Origin of the sequence: Halomonas sp. M20, assembly GCF_020622265.1 — a bacterium.
In the GTDB taxonomy this organism is placed as follows: domain Bacteria; phylum Pseudomonadota; class Gammaproteobacteria; order Pseudomonadales; family Halomonadaceae; genus Modicisalibacter.
Genome location: NZ_JACNMQ010000001.1, coordinates 602,344 through 621,074, shown reverse-complemented (window position 1 = coordinate 621,074; position 18,731 = coordinate 602,344). Strand labels below are relative to the sequence as shown.

Genomic DNA, 18,731 nt, shown 5'->3' with positions numbered 1-18,731 from the left:
TCACAAAAAACAGACTCTCAAGCGAAGGCCCAGAACCGTGCGGCCACATACATCAACAATGGCACCGTAAAGGTCGCAATCACGATGGCTAGAAAGCCATCGACGGGCGTCGAGGCAATCAACGCGCCCAGCACCCCATTGTTCAAGGCAAAACCCGCCAAGGCGAGCACGAAGAAGCGATCCCCGCGCCCCGCCTTGCGAAAGGTAAATCGCCGATGCCCCCAGAACGACACCTGAAAAGCCACCAGAAAGGCTACCAGGTTAGCCAAAAAAGGAGAGGTATTCGGCCACAACCAGAGCGCCAGACCAGCTACAGAAAGATGCACCAAGGTCGCAAGGCCACCTACCCCGCCAAAGCGCAATAAGGTTCCCGATTCATTGATCAGCCATTTCATCGGTTCATGCTGCTCCCTACCACATCGCGATTTACAGGCTCATGTGGCTCGCTGGTGGAAACATTATCTTGAGGACTGATCTCGGCGACCAAATAAAGTGGACGCTGCTTAGTTTCCATAAATAGACGCGCCACGTACTCGCCGAGGATGCCAACAGACAGCAGCTGCATACCGCCAAAAAACAGCACAGCCGACATCACCGATGCATAGCCTGGGGTGTCACGACCAAAGAGCAGAGCTTTGACGACAATCACCAGGATATAGATGAACGACAAGAGCGCGATACCGCCGCCAATATAGCTCCACATGCGCAGTGGCCAGGTCGAGAAGCTTACCAGGCCATCCAGTGCAAAGTTCCAGAGCTTCCAGTAGTTGAACTTGCTCGCGCCGGTCTGGCGCGATGGTTGTTGGTAGGGAATACCAATTGAACGAAACCCCACCCAGGAATACAGCCCTTTCATGAAGCGATTACGCTCGGGCAATTGCTTGAGCGCATCGACAATGCACCGGTCCAACAAGCGAAAATCACCGGCACTCGGTGGAATTTCCGTATGCGATAACCGGTTGAACACCCGATAGAACAATCCTGATGTCTGGCGTTTGGCTGCGGTTTCCTCGTTATCCTCATGACGCAAGCCATACACCATGTCATAGCCTTGCTCGCGCCACAGGCGCACGAATTCCAATATCGTCTCGGGAGGGTGTTGCAAATCCACGTCGATGGGTACGACCGCTTCGCCGCGAGCATGCTCGAGCCCCGCGGTCATGGCGATTTCCTTGCCGAAGTTACGCGTGAAGGAAAGATAGCGTATGCGCCCGTCTCTGGTTGACGCCTCGCGCAGCTTCTGCAAGGTGGCGTCTTTCGAACCATCATCGACGAAAAGAATTTCCAGTTCGGGAATGTGACCCTCAAGAACGTTAAGCACCGCCTCGATGAAAGGATCGATGGAATCCTCCTCATTCATCACCGGTACAACCAAGCTGAGCAACCAGGAAACGTCCTCGCACCCTTGCGTCGAGGACGCCCGCTCGAAATCTTTATCCATTACTCTCTCTAGCATTGAGATTAGCCTGTACTGGAGGTTGTCCTCTCTTCACAGCAGGCATAATTTGAAGGTTTTAAGCATGGCGCTGCGCTGGCATTCAGGACTCGGATCGTCATTTACCAGAATGACCATATCGCCTGCCTGTGCTTCCGCATAGCCCGAACGCCGCGCCACTTCTGCCGCGTCCAGTCGAGCACCATGAACAACTTCGAAGTGCCTAGCGCCCTGCTTCACCAGCAAAAAATCAAGCAAGCGCTGATGTTCAAGTTCTCCAGGACTCACCGCCTTGTACACCCTACCCGACCATTCCTGCTCTTCCAGCACTGAAGCGACCGCCCTGCGCTGGCTATCAGCATCAGCCACCCAATCCGGGGCCAGGCTACGCGTACCCGCATACCACGCGTCGGCAGTTTGCAGCGCTACTGCCACAAATGCCACTAACCACCATCCCATCACACGCCATCGCCGTGCGCCAGTTCGCCAAGCGCCCCACCACAGACCGGTCAGAACGATCAGAAGAAATGCAAAGGGTGCAGCAAAACGACCGGTCACGCGAAAACGTTCGTACAACGGATCGAACAGCCCAGGAATTTCCGGCGACAAAAGAACATGACCTGCCACTCGTAGCTCGAACGTCATGGCATAAAGCATTAACGCAAAGCATGCCACCAATAGCCGGAAAATCCGTTGGCGCTGCCACCCTGTACCCAGGACCGGCTGCGACACGGGTGAAAGCCGCCGGGAAACTAACGTCATGCATAGCGAGGCAAGCAACAATCCCCAGGTTCCAGTACCCAGATAAAGAATGGCATCACCTTGAGGGGCCTCCCGAATATCGTAGAGATTGCCCGCAATGCCCCACCCCAATGATTTGGTGTATGCCCCTAGATCCAGAGAATAAGCTTTTGCTCCTAGGGTAGTCGCGTGCCCATCTGCGAATACCCCTACGATATAAAGCAGCAGAGCCGGCCACAGCAGCGCCGCCAGGGCTGCCAACCAACGCCGCTCGAAAGCCAGCATCACGAGAATAATAGTGATGGCCATGGCGCCCAGATAAGCATGACTCAAGATGGCGATGCCCGCGGCTGCCAGAAACTCCCAACGCTGCCAACCCCGCGACGCGTCGTTCAGTACCGGAACGCAGCACATCGCCCACAGCACCACCCAATAGGAACCCAGCGCGATATGCTGAGCACCGATCATGCGCACCAGCATGATCAGAGTAAATACCAGAAGTATCGTGATCAGCCAGCGAACCGGCTCCTCCTCCGCCACCTTCGTGGCCAGACGCCGGGCCATCACGGCAAACAAGAGTACATTGACGACGATCAGCCAATGGAAAGCGAGAAAGGCCCCTGTGAGTGACAGCACCGTCTTCGAGAGCAAGGCAAACCAGGGCGCGCCATCGCTGAAGAAGATATTGACCCCGCCGAAATTCGGGCTCGCACCAAGAGGCCAGCGCCAGGCATCTCGCACAAAAATCTCGAAGGCAGCGGCGGCATTGGGGTAATCCGTATCGATCATCAGGCCACCCGCGATCACATTCAGCGGGTTGCCCATGGTCAGCACAATGCACACTATGCCCAGCAGCAATGCCAGCATCATGCCCTGCCAGGTCGACAGCCCCATTGAAGAGGCGCTCTGTTCAGTCAAGCCGGAGTCCTTATTATCGGTTCAATTTTTTGAATTTATTTCTAAGCAATTGCCAGTCGGGGCTTAAATCACCCCTTGGCATTTCCAGGATGGCTTATTTGACACGAACGACGAGGGTGACGCCATCTATCTCGAAGCACTTCGCCTTGTCTATTTCACAGGCATGCTGCGCCAACGCATCGTCAGTAATGGCATAGAGAGTGCCGAGTTCCAGCCGACCCTGCTCAAGCGTCATTACCTCGGGTCTGGTGGCATTTACCAGTGCCTTGGTATTCACCCTAGCCAAATAGGCGACATTCAACGGCAAATCATGGCGCACAGCCAACCACATATAGGGTTTGAGAGCACCCAAATCATCGCCGGGAAGATAAGCAATACGCTCACTATCCTTGAGCCAAGCCTTCACCTGAGGATCGTTAATGACGGCAAACGGTGGCCCGGAAGCGGCAGCAGCGACTCGCTGATTCAGATTGTCGCGAATGAAATCGTGGGTATCCGCAAGATCCAGCCACTGCAACAATACCGCGACCCCTAGTATCGCTGACACTGTACGCCGGCGCGTCTTGTGCAAAAGAATCACCAACGCCAGCAACACCAAGCCATACAATAGCGGCCACACCAGTCGACCGCTGGAGCGCAGGTACTGAGTCAATATCCGGGTCCATTCAGGGTACGGTATGTCCGTTACCATCTTGCCAATGACCAGGCGATCCCCCAAGGCAAACAGGAACAACCCCACCATCGCCACCCCTAGCACCCGGGTTTCAAGACGTAGCTCTTTAAGCTCGTTCCACTCGCCCCGGCGCACTGCTACCAGCAGCCCTGCAGTAAGCAATACCAGGACGCCAACACCCGCATAGGCCTGCCCTTCGTACTGTCCCTGAATACGGGTAATCCAGCCGGGAATAAGCCGGGAAGCACCATCCAGATCGCCATCGAAGAACCAGGCTGCGGAGAGCGGATTCAGATAGGTCAAAAACTCCGCGGAATAGTAGCCGAAACCGGTATTTCGCCCCACCTCCAGGCCATACTGCAGATACCCCGCGCCCCACATGATCGCAAGCACCGAGACGGCGCTAATCCAGCCCGCCGCCAACAGGAAAAATAGCCCCGTCCACTGCCTCGCTCGGCCCTTACGCCACAGCTGGCACGCCCACCAGGCGAACCACAGCGTGCCCACCATGAAAAAGAGATAGAAATGCACCAGTACCGCCGCCGCCAGCAGCAACAGCCAACGTAGCAGCACCCACCCTCCCGCTGGTCGCAGGGATAGCGACCAAAGCACGACCAGCAGAATCAACCAGTGCGCAGTCAACGCCTCATGCCCATGGGCGCCCAGGCCACGTAGGGTCACTATGGGTAGCATCGCCACAAGAGCCGCAAGCAGCACCGCATTCAGCGGACGCGCCCCGAGACGTTGGGCTAGCACACAGGCCAAGGCTGCATTCAAGGTTAGATTGGCCAGCATGACCAGCCCCTGATACTGGAACGGGTCCGGCAGCCAGGAATGAAACAACTTCAAAGGAAGTGCAATCAAGGGAATGGAGTCGGTGAACACGATGCTGGAATCGATCAGCGTACCCAGCTGGGGAATGGCCCCTAAGGGCCAGCGCCACTCGTCCCGCCGAAAAGCGTCCCAGCCGATGAAATGCTGAAACGGATCACCTTCGGTCAACAGCCAATGCACGTTGGTCGGATCGATGACCCCCCAGCCATACAGATAGAACGCCAGACTTGCGCCAAATAAAGCGGCAAGAAGAACAGCCACTATTGATGCAGTGCGGGAAGTCGAGAAAAACAGAGAAGAAGCCGGCATGATCGTGGCGTCCTTGCATCACCTGTTACTGGAGAAAATCAAGGCGCCCATACTACTGGAAATCAAGAGTATTTGAGGAACAACTTACGCGAATCAAAACCCGCCCAGGGATCGGGCGGGTGGCAGAATAGCTTCTTAAGCAATAACGCCTTCGTTGAGCAAGAAGCCTCCGTCATATTGTCCTACCAAAAGGGCCTGATGTTCCTCGCTTTCGGAGAAACTACCCACGATGTCAGCACGGCTTACGCCTTGCTCCAGCTGGTTGACGTAATACTCTCGACCGCCTCCATCGGCCTCACGATCAAGAACGTTCTGGTAGAGTAAATCGACGTATTCGTCATTGCCGAGATCGTCGACATCACCGAAATTGGCCGTAAACTCCTCGGAATTCAGCAAAGAATTAGCAATATCCGTATGGCTTACCCCTTCGTCCATTTGATTGGTGTAGAAGCTCAATCCTTCCTGATCTGCGGCTCTATTCAGCACTGAGTCGTAGATGCGATACGTCTTACCGGTGCTGCCCTGAGCGTCGAAAGCAACTACATCATTGGATATACCAAGGCGTCCATCGCTTAAATCCGCCATTGCCTGCTGCGCATCGATCCGCTCTATTTCTCCGGCCGCAATGGGCAGTACCGCCTTGTAGCCGGCGGTCCCATCGGCTTCTCCTTCGGTGCCTTCGCCCTGGCCGCCGTTCAGCGTCAGGCCGTGCAACACAATTTCTCGCTGGTCCAGGTTCTGTGCCGTCAACACCTCATCCAGTGACGCGCCCTCACCATCCTTGTTCATGGCTCCAGCATCCAACTCATTCAGATTGTAGGAAGCCGTTTGTACAAAGCTATTACCGGAGGCGTTGGGGAAGTCGGGAATGGCGCCCCCTGCAGGATCGGTCAAGGCAAGCTGAATAGGGCCATATACTTCGCCCCCTTCTGCCAATTCGACGACGCCATCGCCATCGGCATCCTGAGCCAGCGTCGGAGCGACGGAGTTCTGAGCGCTACCGTCCGCTTTCGTTGCGAACCCGTGGATATGCTGGGGGTGGGGCACGCCGGACTCTACCCCCTTTCCCGTCGTCACTACCGTCAGTACGTTGGTATCCGAATTTAATGCCAGAAAGGCACCGCCTGCTACGCCGCTGCTATTCAACGCCGTATAGTCGACCTTGAAGAACGTATCCGACTCAACTAGGTCCTGGTAGACCCCGCTCAGCGACCCCAGCTGTTCCTGTGATATAGTTTTTTGTGCATTGTTCATTGCTGTTTCTCTTTATTAGGGGATTTGGGAGCCTCGTCTGTTTTTGTATCGTGCAAAGCGTTTGTTTGCTTTTTAAGTGGCTCCACAGAGAGCATGGGCAAAGATGTTTTTACCTACAACAAGCGTTGTTAAATCCACAAAAAAGCATGTTTTTCCTGGTGAAAACTCACTACATATCTACAGATGTCGACAACTTCCAGTTTTAGGCACTTAGTACTCTGCATGTATCGCGCGCCGAATCCTTCAAATAGCTTGCAGTCAATACCCAGCTAAAAAAACGCCCCTCGTAAGGGGCGTCGGTAGTTCCTGCCGTTGCTTGCCGAATAGTATCAGCCGGTCAGCATGGTGCCATCGACGGAATTCGAAGGCGTACCCACCAGCTCCACTGCAAAATCGGTACCGCTGAGTCCCGGTTGAGCGTCATTTTCGGCATACAGATAGGTGCTGCCTCCAAAACCGAAGTACACGGTATTACCGCCTGCAGAACCGGCGGCCGCTTGAAACGCTGCGTCAAGGTTCTGAGCACCGGCTACATTGGCAGGAATCGCATCGACATTGACCAGTTCATCGGCGTTGACGTCGAAGTTCTCCAGTCGATCCATGTCACGCCGGGTCGAAGCATCGCGAATCTCCAGACGATCCGCTCCGCTTCCCAGCTTGACAGTCTCCGCACGGTAGCTGGCGCCTTTGAGTTCAAGAGTGCCTTTCATTGCCGACGCATCGATGACATCGAAGCCACGACCGCTATCGTCATAATCGACAGGCGCGTTGCCTGACAGCTTCAAGGTACCGCCCTGCAATGCATCTAGAGCCGAGGCATTCACCTTGAGTTCGAGTTCCTGATTAACTCTCGGCTGATCCGGTGAAAAGCGCGAAGAAACGCTGACCGTCTCGCCTGCATTGTTAAGAAGCAGGCTGGAATCATTGGGGGCATCGACCTGGGCGTTGGCAACGACCTGCTGATTCGCTGCCAGATTATTGACGGTGCCCAGTCCATCCAGGGTGATGGTACCTACCCCGGGTAGCTCGGCGGCATTGATCTTGACGTAATTGTCGAATTCTACCGTCTCGATGCCTTTGACCTTCTGGCCGAACGCGGTAAGGGGTGTATTGCTGCTGCTACCGGTAACGACCAGGGTATCGTTACCACCGCCGCCGTCGAGGATGAAACTGCCATCCACGGCATTGATGTTGATACGATCGTCCGCGCTGCCGGTCTTGATATCCGTAGCGCGATTGAGATAGCGCTCGGCGATGTCGATGCTGCCGCTCATGCGCGAAGCATCCACATTGACGTCGCCTTGGACGTTGAGCCCTTGGGTGGCGCCTTTCAAGTTCAGGTTGCCTGGGCCATCGAGAATCAAGGTCTGCAGCCCGTTGGCAGCCGAAGAACCGATATCCAGCGTCGAGTTACCATTCGCACTGGCCTTGAGTACCGTGGCCAGGGTTTGATCGTTGGTAAAGACTGTTGCGCTGGAGTTAACGAGGTTCAGCTTGTCCAGCGCTACTCTATCGAGGTTGAGCTGCACGTTACTGTTGACGACATCGACGCGCTTGCTTGGATCGAGCCCATTGAGATTGATGGTTTGATCGGAGTTGACGCCCTCGAAGCGGATACCCTTGCTATCCGCCACGGAATAACTGCTCTCGATCGGCGCACCCTCGACGGTAAATGCCGGGCCACTGCCGTACTGGCCTTTCAGACCATTGACCTGCGCCGGGGTAGTGCCGGCATTGATGCCATCCACCAGATTCTCGGCTTCCTGACGGTTGTAGGCGTCACCGGCCCGGTTGGCGGTATAGGACTGCGCTACCGCCACCTTGTTATCGATGACCGTCCTGTCGCTACCTTGTGCGGCATTGGCGATGGTGACGGCAATCTCAGCCAGGGTCTTCTCACCACGGGCGAGTTGATCGGCATAATAAGCCTGCCCTTCCGGGTCGGCGTTACGGCTGAACAACTGTTGATAAAGTGAATTTACCAACGCGGGATTGCCCATATTACCGTATTGACCGGTAAACTCCTTGGACGTCCCGAACGCGTTGATGATTGCGCCTTGGCCTTGCTCATCGGCGCGATTGGCCCAGTATTGCAGACCGGCAGCATCCGCTGGGCGACCATAGTAAGAGACATACGAGCGTTGTACGAAATCTAACGACGCTTTGGTAGCCATTAATCTTCCTCAACTAGTTCCATGTTTTGGTTCAGACTCGACATGCATGACACAATGGATGCCATGAGTAATAGTCGAGCCTTCGGCTAAACTCCAGGTGCCAGCATAGCGTTTGAATATAAAAAATAATAGTTCATCGGTGACAGGACTCAGGATCGAAGATACCTCACTCCTGTTTCCAATATTTCGATAAGAAACACCCATACGAGAACCGCCGGTAATCCTCAGCATTCCAGAGCTCGCCGGCATTCGTTTTCGAACCGGACTCCCTCAAAGACTGCAATTTGACTACTCCCGACCAGAACAGCCAGGGGCCAAAGAAAGGCAAGAAAGCGGCGTTAGTTCAGGCTATCTCTCCTCGAGAAATCGCCTCGACGCCGTAGACCGGCTCATCGGCATTCACACCAAAGCAACAGTTAATATGTCGCCGACCCCGCCACCGTCAGGACTGAAGACATTTTCCATCAGCATCAGTGCACCTTCGCCGTTATCGCTTTGACGGAAGAAACTCCCTAGCTGCTAGCAGAGGATAACTTCTATAGGCGATTTGATCATTCTGGATCCTACAACTATACACATAAAAAACCGGCGCCTGATGGCGCCGGTGTGAAGGGCTCTACACTCGTTTTCCTGTAATGGTTCAGCTATCGCTATCAGGCAATCGTCTCGAACGAGCCGTGAGCAACGCCAGTCACATCGATGTCCGCGCCTACATCGCTTGTCGTAAGGGCCGCTGTATCGGGCTCGTTAGCTTGAACTGAATCGGCGAGGTTTTCTATCGAGTCGAGCTCGAAGGATTGATCATCGCTGGCCGGAGCGGTTTCAAAAGCGTCATAGGTGAGGCTGTCATTGTCACCCTGCAGTGAAAACGGCTGACCGCCCTCTTCGCCGTCAGTGAGCTCCGCAAGAGTTTGCTTGGCGTCGGCCAAATCAGCCTCGAGCTTGTCGGTAGTACCGTTGGCCTCAATATCCTCATTGAGCTTCGCCTCAGCCTGAGTAACGGCGTCTTTGAGATCAGCGCGGTCTTTCAAGTTCTGCTGAGCAATACTCAACGCTTGGTCAAGCGCTTCCAGACTTCCGTCTGCGTCTACATCGGTTTGCAACTCCGCCTGAGCAGCACTGAGTTCGGCCTGTTGCTTTTCGAGCATTCCGACCAGACCGGCAAACTCATTATAGGCATCAATTGTCTGTACATCTCCTGAGCTGGTGCCGCCGCCACCTTCAGCCGGTACCGCAGTTTGGTTGCCGTTGACACTATCAAAGTCGCCGCCGGTGGCTTCCACCTGGTTTTCTAGTGCTTCAAGCTCACCGGTCAGTTCGGCATAGAAACCGCTAGAATTATTCGGGTTGTATTCAGTCAGGGTAAAAGCGTCGATGGCGTCCGCCTTGGCAACGTCATAGTCTGCTTTCAGACTATCTAAAACGTCCTGAGAGGCGCCTTCGTTGAAGGCTTTGGTCAGTGCATTGTTGGCATCTTGAAACTCGCGTTCCAGTAGCTTGAAGTCGTTATAGGCCTGGGCTGCCGCTTCCGAAGATGATTGATCGCTCTCCTGTTTCTGAGCAACGCCGTCGATGATCGTGCCGCCCGAGTCGATAACAGCTTGTTTCAGCGCTTCGCGTTCCGCCGTAATTTCCTCGGGAGTAGCATTCTCACCGGTAATGCTGGTCTCGCTGAAGGCACTATCGACAGCATCCTGAGCTGCGTTTACATCTGCCTGCTCGGCAGTGATGTTCTGTTCGAGAATCTTGCGCTGTTCAATCGCTTGTTGCGCGTTATTTAGAGCCTGCTGCAATGAATTGGCATCACCTGTCGCTTCCTCATCGCTCTGCAGTGCATTTCGAGCCTGCTCCAGACTTTCCTCGAGTCCAGCGCGATTGTTCAGGGTCGCATCAAGTTCTTCGATACGCTGCTCCAGCGCGGCAATATCGTCGCTATTATCGCCACCACCAGTATCACCGCCGCCTGTGTCACCGCCATCAGTATCACCACCACCGGCATTGTCTGTGTTTCCATCGGTATACTTCTGAGCTGCCTCAACACGGCGGTCAAAGAACTCCGCATCGCTGCCCGAGGCTGCATTCTTGATGGTCAAGGCGATTTCCGCCAAGCTCTTTTCACCGCGATCCAGCACGCCGGCGTAGTAGTCAAGGCCGCCTTTGTCGCCATCTCGATCGAATAGCTGCTGGTACAGGGTGTTGACCAGCTCGCGGTTGTCCATGCCGCTGAATTTGTCCTGGTACTCCTGGGAGTCGCCGAAGGCGTTGACGATGGCACCCTGCCCCTGAGCATCTGCCATCTCGGCCCAGAAGCGCTGACCGGCGGCATCCGCAGGGCGACCATAGTAGGCCACGTACATTTCCTGAACGAAATCGAGGCTGGCATCGCTGGGAATGCTGACATTCGCAATGGCGTCGCGACCCGCTTCCGTACTGTAGCTATCGCTGTTTTCATTGGTGTAGCGCTGGGCTTCCGCGACTCGGGCATCGAAGAACTTGGCATCACTGCCTTGGGCCGCGTTCTTGATGGTCAGGGCGATGTGCGCCAGACTCTTTTCACCGCTATCCAGCAGACCGGCGTAATATTCGACACCTTCTGCATCGCCGTCACGACCGAACAGCTGCTGATAAAGGTTATTGACCAGTTCCGCGCTTTCGAGATTGCCGAACTCGTTTTGATACTCTTTGGAATTGCCGAAGGCTTCAACGATGCTTCCCTGGCCCGCGGCATCGGCACGCTCGGCCCAGTAGCGCTGACCGTCGCTTTCCGCCGGGCGGCCATAGTAGGCGACGTAGAGTTGTTGTACGAAATTCAGATTCGCTTGAGTTGCCATAATATTCTTCACCCCTGTGCGCGGACCCTTGACTAGATCCTCTAATGAAAACTCTTACTCCAGGCCGTTTTACGAACGACTCTTGGCGTTTTCAGAGGTGATACCACTTACGTTACCGATTGTTAAACATTGTAACTTAAAATGGTTCTATTTATGGGTATTGTTAATCCAGCGCTTCGAAGCGGTAGGAAATCAGGCTAATCAGATTAATGACTTCTATAATCAGTCGAGATTAAAAAAGCCGATGCAAGAGCATCGGCTTTCAGGGCTATTCAGGCGAAGATAAATCTCGCATCACGTGTGTAATTCAGTAGCCAAATGCTTCACCGCCTGAGGCCAGGAGAAGTGCCGCTCTGTGAGCTGCCGGGCATGCTCCACCCGGGTCTCCCGGTCTTCATCGCCGCTTGCGATCAGCTCCTGCAACGCCTTGGCAAAGTGTTCTGCTTCGGCAATCCATACCGCCTCTTCAGAGAACTCAAGGCCGCGATTGCCAAACGGTGTGGTCAACACCGGTACGCCACAGGCGGTGTAATCCAGCATCTTCAGGTTGCTGCCGGATCCGCTGAACATGGGGTTGAGCGCCACGTCCACACTTGCCAGCAGTATCCGTAGCTGGGCGTCGTCTACCCTGCCGAGTGCGCGCACGTTGGGGGGCAGATAGCGAAAGTCCGGGTGCTGGCACAGGCTGCCCGCGAGATAGAAGGCGACCTTGGGGCAGGCCGGGGCCAGGCGACGGCAGATGAACGCCGCGGCTTCCAGGTTGGGACCGTGAAAGCTGCCCAGAAACAGCGCTACCGGCCGGGTCTGACGCAATCGCTTCTGCCAGCGCCGGCGAGCGGCGGTATCGACGAAGGGTAACCGTTCGAGATCCGCGCAGTTGTTGACCACCAGCCCCTTGTCTGCAGGCAGATCGTAACGCTCGCGAAAGCGCATCAGGTCGCCTTCCGCGCAGGCCAGGATGTTGTCGCTCTCCTGACAGGCTAGCCGCTCCGCGGCTTCCACTTGGGTTATGGCCTCTTCCGCTTCGGCCACGTCTTTTTCCAGAGCGTCATGAATGATGCCGCGCTTCAAATCCGTTTCGACGTTATGGGATTCGTACAGCCAGGGGCCCTCGAAATGGGCTTTAAGGGCATGCACCAGATAGGGATGGGCGCAAACCCCAAGAGTGGCGGTCGCCGCGTGGGCTTTCAGGGCACGAATGAAGGCGGGGTTGTGTTCCCAGCCGTGAATGGCGGCGATATCATCAACGGAAGCCCGCAGGGCCTTGCTCAGCGACTTCTGCTGCCGCGCCTGAGTGGGGCTCAAAGGAATGCCATGCTCGAAAAGCCCTGGCGCGATTTCAGTGCATTTTTCCGGGAAATCCTGGGGGAGGAGCACCAGCAGGGTAACCCGAACCCCCAGCTCCTTGGCGATATGCCGATAGAGATGGTACATGCGGCTCTGCCCGCCCCCCATGGGCGGATAGACGGAATAAGTATTGAGCACCAGCCAATGGCCCTTGACGGTACCGGGGATGCCCGGGGCTGTCATGTTCGACGCACTGGCGGCGCCTAGCCCTGGCACCACGGGAAAGGCCGGCGGCGCCTGATCCGCATTCGGGGTATCGCTTAGCAATTCGCGTACCGTATCCGCCCAGTTGACGTGGGCCACCCGGGCCTTGGCGGCCTTGCCCATCTTTTCAGTGCGCTGGGGATTTTCGACCGCCTGGGTGATGGCATCCGCCAGGGCGCCCGGCTCTGGGGCCACGCTCCAGCCGGTCACGCCGTGTTCGACGAACTCATTGACGCCGCCGGTATCCGTGCAGGTAATCACCGCCTTGGCCGCCCCCATGGCCTCCACGGTGATCAAGCCGTAGTCTTCGTCATAAGGCAAGAACGGTACTGCCAGGGCGTCCTGGTACTGCTCCACCACGTCGCTGTCCCGCACGAAGCCGAGAAAGCGCACTCGCGGGTCGTCCTTCGCCATCTCTTTAAGCTCGGCTTCCATGGGGCCGGTGCCGGCGATGCGCAGCTCGCAGTCCACGTCGGTCTGCAGAAAAGCCCGCAGCAGCAGTTCGATGCGCTTGGGGCCGTCCAGACGGCTGACTGTGAAAAGGTAGTCGTAGTGGCGCCCTTCGAACACCGGTAGATCCGAGGGGTGATGAATGATCTGGATCGGCACGCCTTCCGGGAAGTAGTCGGCGCGGCGAGTGACATTGCGGGAAATGGCGGCGTAGCGGGAAATCGCCTTGGGGGTAAGCGCGATGGCATCCAGATGATGCACGATGGCCCGAGTCAACGGACCGGGGAAATGCAGAAGGCCGTCCCGCACGCTCTTGGGCAGAGTGCGATCGTGCATCAAGCCCTGCACCCGGGCGAACAGTTCCGGCAGCTGGGCACGCTCCGGGGTGGACTCGAGTAAGCGCTGAAGCCCTTTCAAACGCGGATGATGACGCAGAAGGCGGATGCCGCGCCGACCCTTCTCTACCGGCCAGGCGTCGGGTTCGAAGGCATCGAAGTTCGCCCGCTCCGGCCAGGGGTAGGTGTCGTAAAGCCCGCGGAGGGTGTGCTGCAGGTACACATGATGCTCGGGGTGTTCGATCATCCAGGCCGGGTACTTGGTGGAGATCACCCGATCGAAGTGCGAAAGGTCCAGCTCGGCAAAGCGCTGATAGCTTGTCATCAGCTCCGGAAAGTTGCGCTCCGGGCTCGGCAGCTTGATCAGCTCCATCTGGTGATCGCTGAGCTGGTTGGCGTGGTGCAAGAGCCCCCACCAGAGCTTTTCCGCGCCGCCCACGGTAAAGGGTACGGCGCTTGGGGCAACAAGTGCGATCTTCATTCCCTGATCCTTTTCATTCCTTGCATCTTGTTCATTCCCAACCCTTCCTTGTCAGGTTCTGTCCAGCAGGTGCTCCACTACCTGGGGCCAGCCGATGCCGGCGCGATGATAGGCACTAAGCCCGGCCCGGCCCATTTCCGCGCTGCGCTCCCGGTTGGCATAGGCCTCATCGATGGTGGCGGCGATGGCGGCAGGCTCCGGGGGCAGCACCCAGCCGGTTTCGTCGTGTTCGACAAACTCCTTTGGGCCGCCGCTGTCCTCGCAGGTGATCACCGGCTTGCTGGAGAGCATGGCTTCCAGGGTAATGTAGCCGTAGTCCTCGTCCTTGGGGCCGAAGAACACCGCCAGGGAGTGGGCATACCAGGCGCGTTTTTCCGCCTCGCTGAAGCGCCCGGTGAGCCGTACCCGATCAGAAAGCTTGTACTTCTCGATGAGCCGCTGATAGCGCTCTGCCTGCCCGCCGCTGCCGGCGATCAGGATGCGCACCGGGCTTTTCAGGTGCCGTGCTGCCTCGATCAACAAGTCCTGACGCTTCAGGCTTTCCAGGCGGCTGGGGCAGAACACATAGCCCCAGTCCTCGTCGCAGTAGAAGCGCTCTGCATCGAAGGGCGGATGATACAGCGGCCTGGCGGTCAGGTCGTTGTAGGTGGCCATGCGCTCCGCGACTCGCCGGGAGTTGGCGAACAGCGCCTTGGCCCGACCGAGGTGGCGTTTGTCGAAGGCGTGAATAGCCTTGCGCAGTTCCCGCTGCTCTTTGGTCGCGTTGTCGTCTTCCCACAGTTCGTACATGGCCCGATGCTGATGCATCACCCACACCACGTGTTCCGGGTGGTTCACGCCGTAGCCGGGAAACTGCAGGCTGATGGTTCTGTCGATGGCCTGGCCGTTGGGGGCGGTGAAGTCCAGGGTCTCGACATACTCCATCAGTCTATGAATATCGCTTTCCGGCTGAAAACGAAACGGAAAGCGCAGCAGCTCCGCCTCATGGCCGTGCTCTTTCAGGGCGCGAGTCACGCCCTCGATGTGATAATCCGCGCCACCGTGCAAGAAAGGCACCAGATTGGCGGTGACCAGCACTCTCATGCGCGCGTCTCCTGACCCGTGTTCCGGGCTACCTCGTTACCCGCCACCTCGTCGTTGGACGCCCCGATTTCGTCATCCCGACGGTCGCTGTACGTTTCACTTGTATCCTTTTGTCCCGGCAGCTCCGCAGGGGCCGTCTTGAGTCCAACCACGGCGAAATCCTGGGGGCCGCACAGATGGCCGTTGACGCGCTCCGTAAGCGGGTCGTTGCCGGGCACCTTGGCCTTTTCCGGGTAAGGGTTGAAGCGGCGCACTTCCACTTCTGCGAAACCGTGATAGGTCAGCAGGAACGACATGGCGGTCGGGGTGAGCGGATTGAGATGGGTGGGATCATGATAGAAGGTGTGGCTACCCACCAGAATGTTCTCGGGATTCGGGGTCTCGAGGATCAGTACGCCCCCTGGCGCCAGCACCCGCTGGGCTTCATCCACCAAGGCATAGAGCACGTCAAAGGGTAGATGCTCGGCGATGTGGAAGGCGCTGATCAAGGCGTGGCTACCCTCCGGCTGGCGGCGCAGCTCGGCGATGGCGTCGTCGTGAACCACATCGAAGCCGAGGGTATGGCAGTGATCCACCATGGCAACGTTGAGATCAACGCCCCGGGCCGCAAAGCCCTCGCTGGCCAGCAGCTTGAGCCATTCGCCGCGGCCACAACCCACGTCCAGGGCTTTTTTACCGGCTTGGCGGGCAGTATCGATCTGGGGTTGATACTGGCGTAGATGGGCGGCGATCTGGGCTTCGCTGCCGCGACAGGCGTCCTCGAAGGCCAGATAGTAGGCATCGATCAGATCCTGGGACAGCGCCTCGGCCTGCTTTGGGCTGGCAGGCAGCTGAGCCGGATCTGCCACCAGACGCTCCACGGCACGGCGCTGATGTTGCAGGGCGCTCCATAGACCGGGCTGATGGCGCTCCAGCTCGTCGATGCGTTCCGCTTCTTTGGCAAACGCATCCTGCATCTGCTCCTTGATCTCCTCACGCCCTTGTTCGAGTTCGGCATCCTGTCGCCGCACGTCGTTTTCAAGCTCGATCAGAATGTCCTGCAAGATAGTATTACGCCGTGCCTGTTCCGCTTCGAGTCGGGCCAGACGTTCCCGGGCGCGCCATTGCGGCCGCATGATGATGTTTACCAGCCGATAGCCCAGGCGCAGCGGTGGGCGCGCAAGTTTGCCCAGCGGCCCCAGCCGGCCGGCGACTCTCAAAGGCAGTCTGAGCACCCGCTGCCTGGGAATGACGATGCCCTTGGTGGCCAGATGCTGGCGACACTCGCTGGCGCACAGAAGGTCTGCTAGCACATAGAGTCGACCGCTGCGGGGCAACTCGCTCAAATAGTTCTGCAGCCCCACCGGATCGACATCCCGGCCCATCAGCAGGCGGTAACTGCGCTGCAGGAAGGCGGGATCGTTGGACAGCGGTGTGACGAGTTCTTCAAGACGCGGATGCCAGGGGTTCTTGATGGGAATCTCGGGTTCCGCGTTCAGGCGCTCCAGCAACTGCTTACGATCGACGCTGGGGGGCGGCTCCGCAGAAGGGTCGTCGATATCGAGCTGACGCGCCACGCTCTTGAGGCGATCGATCAGGCTGTCGATGTCGTTGAAGGTCTTGGACATGAGCGTTCGTTCCTAAGGCTGCTGGCTGGCAGTATCCGGGGTTTGCGCCGGGGCCAGCTGTAATTCCATGGGCAGGCGGCAGACACCGGAGAACAGGTGCTGCTTGTAGCCGGCCACTTCGAACTGCAGATAGCTGTCGCACCACCAATAGCAGTCTTCCAGATGATGTTCACGGCTGTGCAGGGCAACGGTGACGGTGTACTTGCCCGGGGCGATATCCGCCTTGACGCGCAGATGCACCTGCTGGGACTGGGCCTGTTTCAGCGACAGGGACTGGTCAAGCTGGAAGGTGTTGACGCCAAAGATGTCCTGACCGAAGCGATCCCGTATCAGCAGGCCCAGGGTAGCGTCCTCAACGTCGGTACTGGCCTTCAAAGTCAGGCACACGTCCAGCATTTCGCCGCTGGCGATGGTGGCGCTATGACTGTCGTCCCCTATGACTTCGCCGTGGATGACGCGAATCTCGCCGCTGCCATAGGCGCCGTGATGGCGATCCTGATGACGCCCTTCTTCCTCTTCCGCCTGACGGGCCATGATGCGGTTGTAACGATTGACCGCATCGTCCGCATCACCGTTAAAGACAACATGGCCGTCTTCCAGCACCAGGGCCCGATCGCAGAGCATCTTGACCGCATTGAGGTCATGGGAGACAAACAGGATCGAGCCGCCGCTGTCCTTGAACTCACGAATGCGCTTCATGCACTTCTGCTGGAAATAGCCATCTCCTACCGACAAGGCTTCATCTACCAGAAAGCAGCGCGGATCCGCGTGAATGGCAATGGAAAACGCCAGGCGCATGGTCATGCCGGAGGAGTAGGTGCGCAGCGGCTCATCGATGTAGCTGCCAAGCTCCGAGAACTCGATGATGGCATCGCGTCTAGCCTCGATTTCATCATGGGTCATGCCCAGCATCAGGGCGTTGGCGTTAATGTTCTGACGGCCGGTGAGCTCCACGTTGAAGCCGGTGCCCAGCTCCAAAAGGCCGGTAATGCGTCCGTCGATGTCGATGGTGCCGCTGTCCGGCAAGAGTACCCCGGTGAGCAGCTTGAGCAGCGTCGATTTGCCGGCGCCGTTTCGGCCCAGCACACCCAGCACTTCGCCAGGAGCAACCTGGAAGCTGATGTCCTTCAGGGCATGGTAGCTGGTATGGCGGTTTTTCCCGGTAACGGCCTCGAGAAAGCGGTCGATGGGTCGATGAAACAGCTTGAAGGACTTGTTGAGGCCTTGAATCTCGATCATGTCAGGCTCACTTACAGACAATCGCGCAGATCGCGTTCGGTTCTGCCCAAAAGCCACAGGGAGAGCGACAGCACCCCGGCGGTGACCAGCGCAAACAGCGCAATATGGGACAGATCCGGCAGACGCTGATACATGATCAGGTCGCGATAGGAATTGACCAGGGTATAAAACGGATTGAGCTGCATCCAGGGCAGCGCCCAGGGCGGAATGATCTGAGGCACATAGACAATGGGGGTGATCCAGAACCACACCTGCAGCACCACGGCGACCACTTCCTTGATATCCTTCAAATACACCGCCATGATCGCAAGCCCAAGGCCCACCGCATAGACGCTTGCGCACTGCAGGGCAAAAATTAGCGGCACGCCCAGCCAGTAGAGTGTGATGGGAAAATCGATCAGCACTAGAAAGCCAATGAAGAAGCACATGCTGATGGCATAGACGATGGTTTCCGCCAGCAGCACAGCGAGCGGCAGCGCCAGCAGGGAGATGTTCACCTTGGTAACCAGATTGCTCTGGTCGCGAAAAAGATTGGTGATGCGCGCAAGGCTGTTGGCGAAGGCAGCCCAGGCCAGCACCCCACAGATAAGATAGATGCTGTAGGAGTACTGATCGATTTCGGCGCCGAAGCCTTCGAGCTTGGCTCCCATGATACGGGAGAACACCAGCACAAAGACCAGAATATTGACCAGCGGACCGATGAAGGTCCAGGTGGCGCCCAGCAGCGACCCGGAATGGCGGTCAATGAGATCCTGTCGAGCCAGATGCAGTATCACCGGTATGCTGGCGCGCAGAGCGCGAAGGTGCTGTCGCATG

Annotated in this window: 12 protein-coding genes; all 12 read right to left on the bottom strand. The window is 57.2% G+C overall.

Annotated features, from left to right (window positions below):
• Positions 1-17: 17 nt before the first annotated feature.
• Positions 18-395, bottom strand: coding sequence for a GtrA family protein (locus tag H7850_RS02905; protein WP_227367885.1), 378 nt, complete (start codon positions 393-395; stop codon positions 18-20).
• Positions 392-1,441 (bottom strand): glycosyltransferase family 2 protein, encoded by a 1,050-nt coding sequence (locus H7850_RS02900; RefSeq protein WP_227367884.1) that lies wholly within the window; start codon positions 1,439-1,441, stop codon positions 392-394. The genes H7850_RS02905 and H7850_RS02900 overlap by 4 nt, the downstream gene beginning before the upstream one ends.
• A 48-nt stretch (positions 1,442-1,489) precedes the next feature.
• A complete protein-coding gene (locus H7850_RS02895) occupies positions 1,490-3,094 on the bottom strand; it encodes a hypothetical protein (protein WP_227367883.1) in 1,605 nt (534 codons plus the stop codon).
• Between the two features lie 94 nt (positions 3,095-3,188).
• Positions 3,189-4,910 (bottom strand): DUF6311 domain-containing protein, encoded by a 1,722-nt coding sequence (locus tag H7850_RS02890; RefSeq protein ID WP_227367882.1) that lies wholly within the window; start codon positions 4,908-4,910, stop codon positions 3,189-3,191.
• A gap of 135 nt (positions 4,911-5,045) precedes the next feature.
• Complete coding sequence (locus tag H7850_RS02885) at positions 5,046-6,164, bottom strand: DUF4214 domain-containing protein (protein ID WP_227367881.1); 1,119 nt, start codon at positions 6,162-6,164, stop codon at positions 5,046-5,048.
• 329 nt (positions 6,165-6,493) lie between these two features.
• Entirely contained in the window at positions 6,494-8,338 is a 1,845-nt protein-coding gene (locus tag H7850_RS02880) for a DUF4214 domain-containing protein (protein ID WP_227367880.1), read from the bottom strand.
• A gap of 653 nt (positions 8,339-8,991) precedes the next feature.
• The gene (locus H7850_RS02875; RefSeq protein ID WP_227367879.1) at positions 8,992-11,169 is read right to left on the bottom strand and encodes a DUF4214 domain-containing protein; all 2,178 of its coding nucleotides are present in this window, start codon (positions 11,167-11,169) and stop codon (positions 8,992-8,994) included.
• 294 nt (positions 11,170-11,463) lie between these two features.
• The gene (locus tag H7850_RS02870; RefSeq protein WP_227367878.1) at positions 11,464-13,986 is read right to left on the bottom strand and encodes a glycosyltransferase family 4 protein; all 2,523 of its coding nucleotides are present in this window, start codon (positions 13,984-13,986) and stop codon (positions 11,464-11,466) included.
• Between the two features lie 51 nt (positions 13,987-14,037).
• Positions 14,038-15,069, bottom strand: coding sequence for a glycosyltransferase family 4 protein (locus H7850_RS02865; protein ID WP_227367877.1), 1,032 nt, complete (start codon positions 15,067-15,069; stop codon positions 14,038-14,040).
• Positions 15,066-16,676 carry a class I SAM-dependent methyltransferase gene (locus H7850_RS02860; RefSeq protein WP_227367876.1) on the bottom strand — a complete coding sequence of 537 codons (1,611 nt, stop codon included), beginning with the start codon at positions 16,674-16,676 and terminating at the stop codon, positions 15,066-15,068. The genes H7850_RS02865 and H7850_RS02860 overlap by 4 nt, the downstream gene beginning before the upstream one ends.
• 12 nt (positions 16,677-16,688) lie before the next feature.
• Complete coding sequence (locus H7850_RS02855) at positions 16,689-17,915, bottom strand: ABC transporter ATP-binding protein (RefSeq protein ID WP_227367875.1); 1,227 nt, start codon at positions 17,913-17,915, stop codon at positions 16,689-16,691.
• Positions 17,916-17,926: 11 nt separating this feature from the next.
• The gene (locus H7850_RS02850; protein WP_227367874.1) at positions 17,927-18,730 is read right to left on the bottom strand and encodes an ABC transporter permease; all 804 of its coding nucleotides are present in this window, start codon (positions 18,728-18,730) and stop codon (positions 17,927-17,929) included.
• Between the last annotated feature and the right edge of the window lies 1 nt (position 18,731).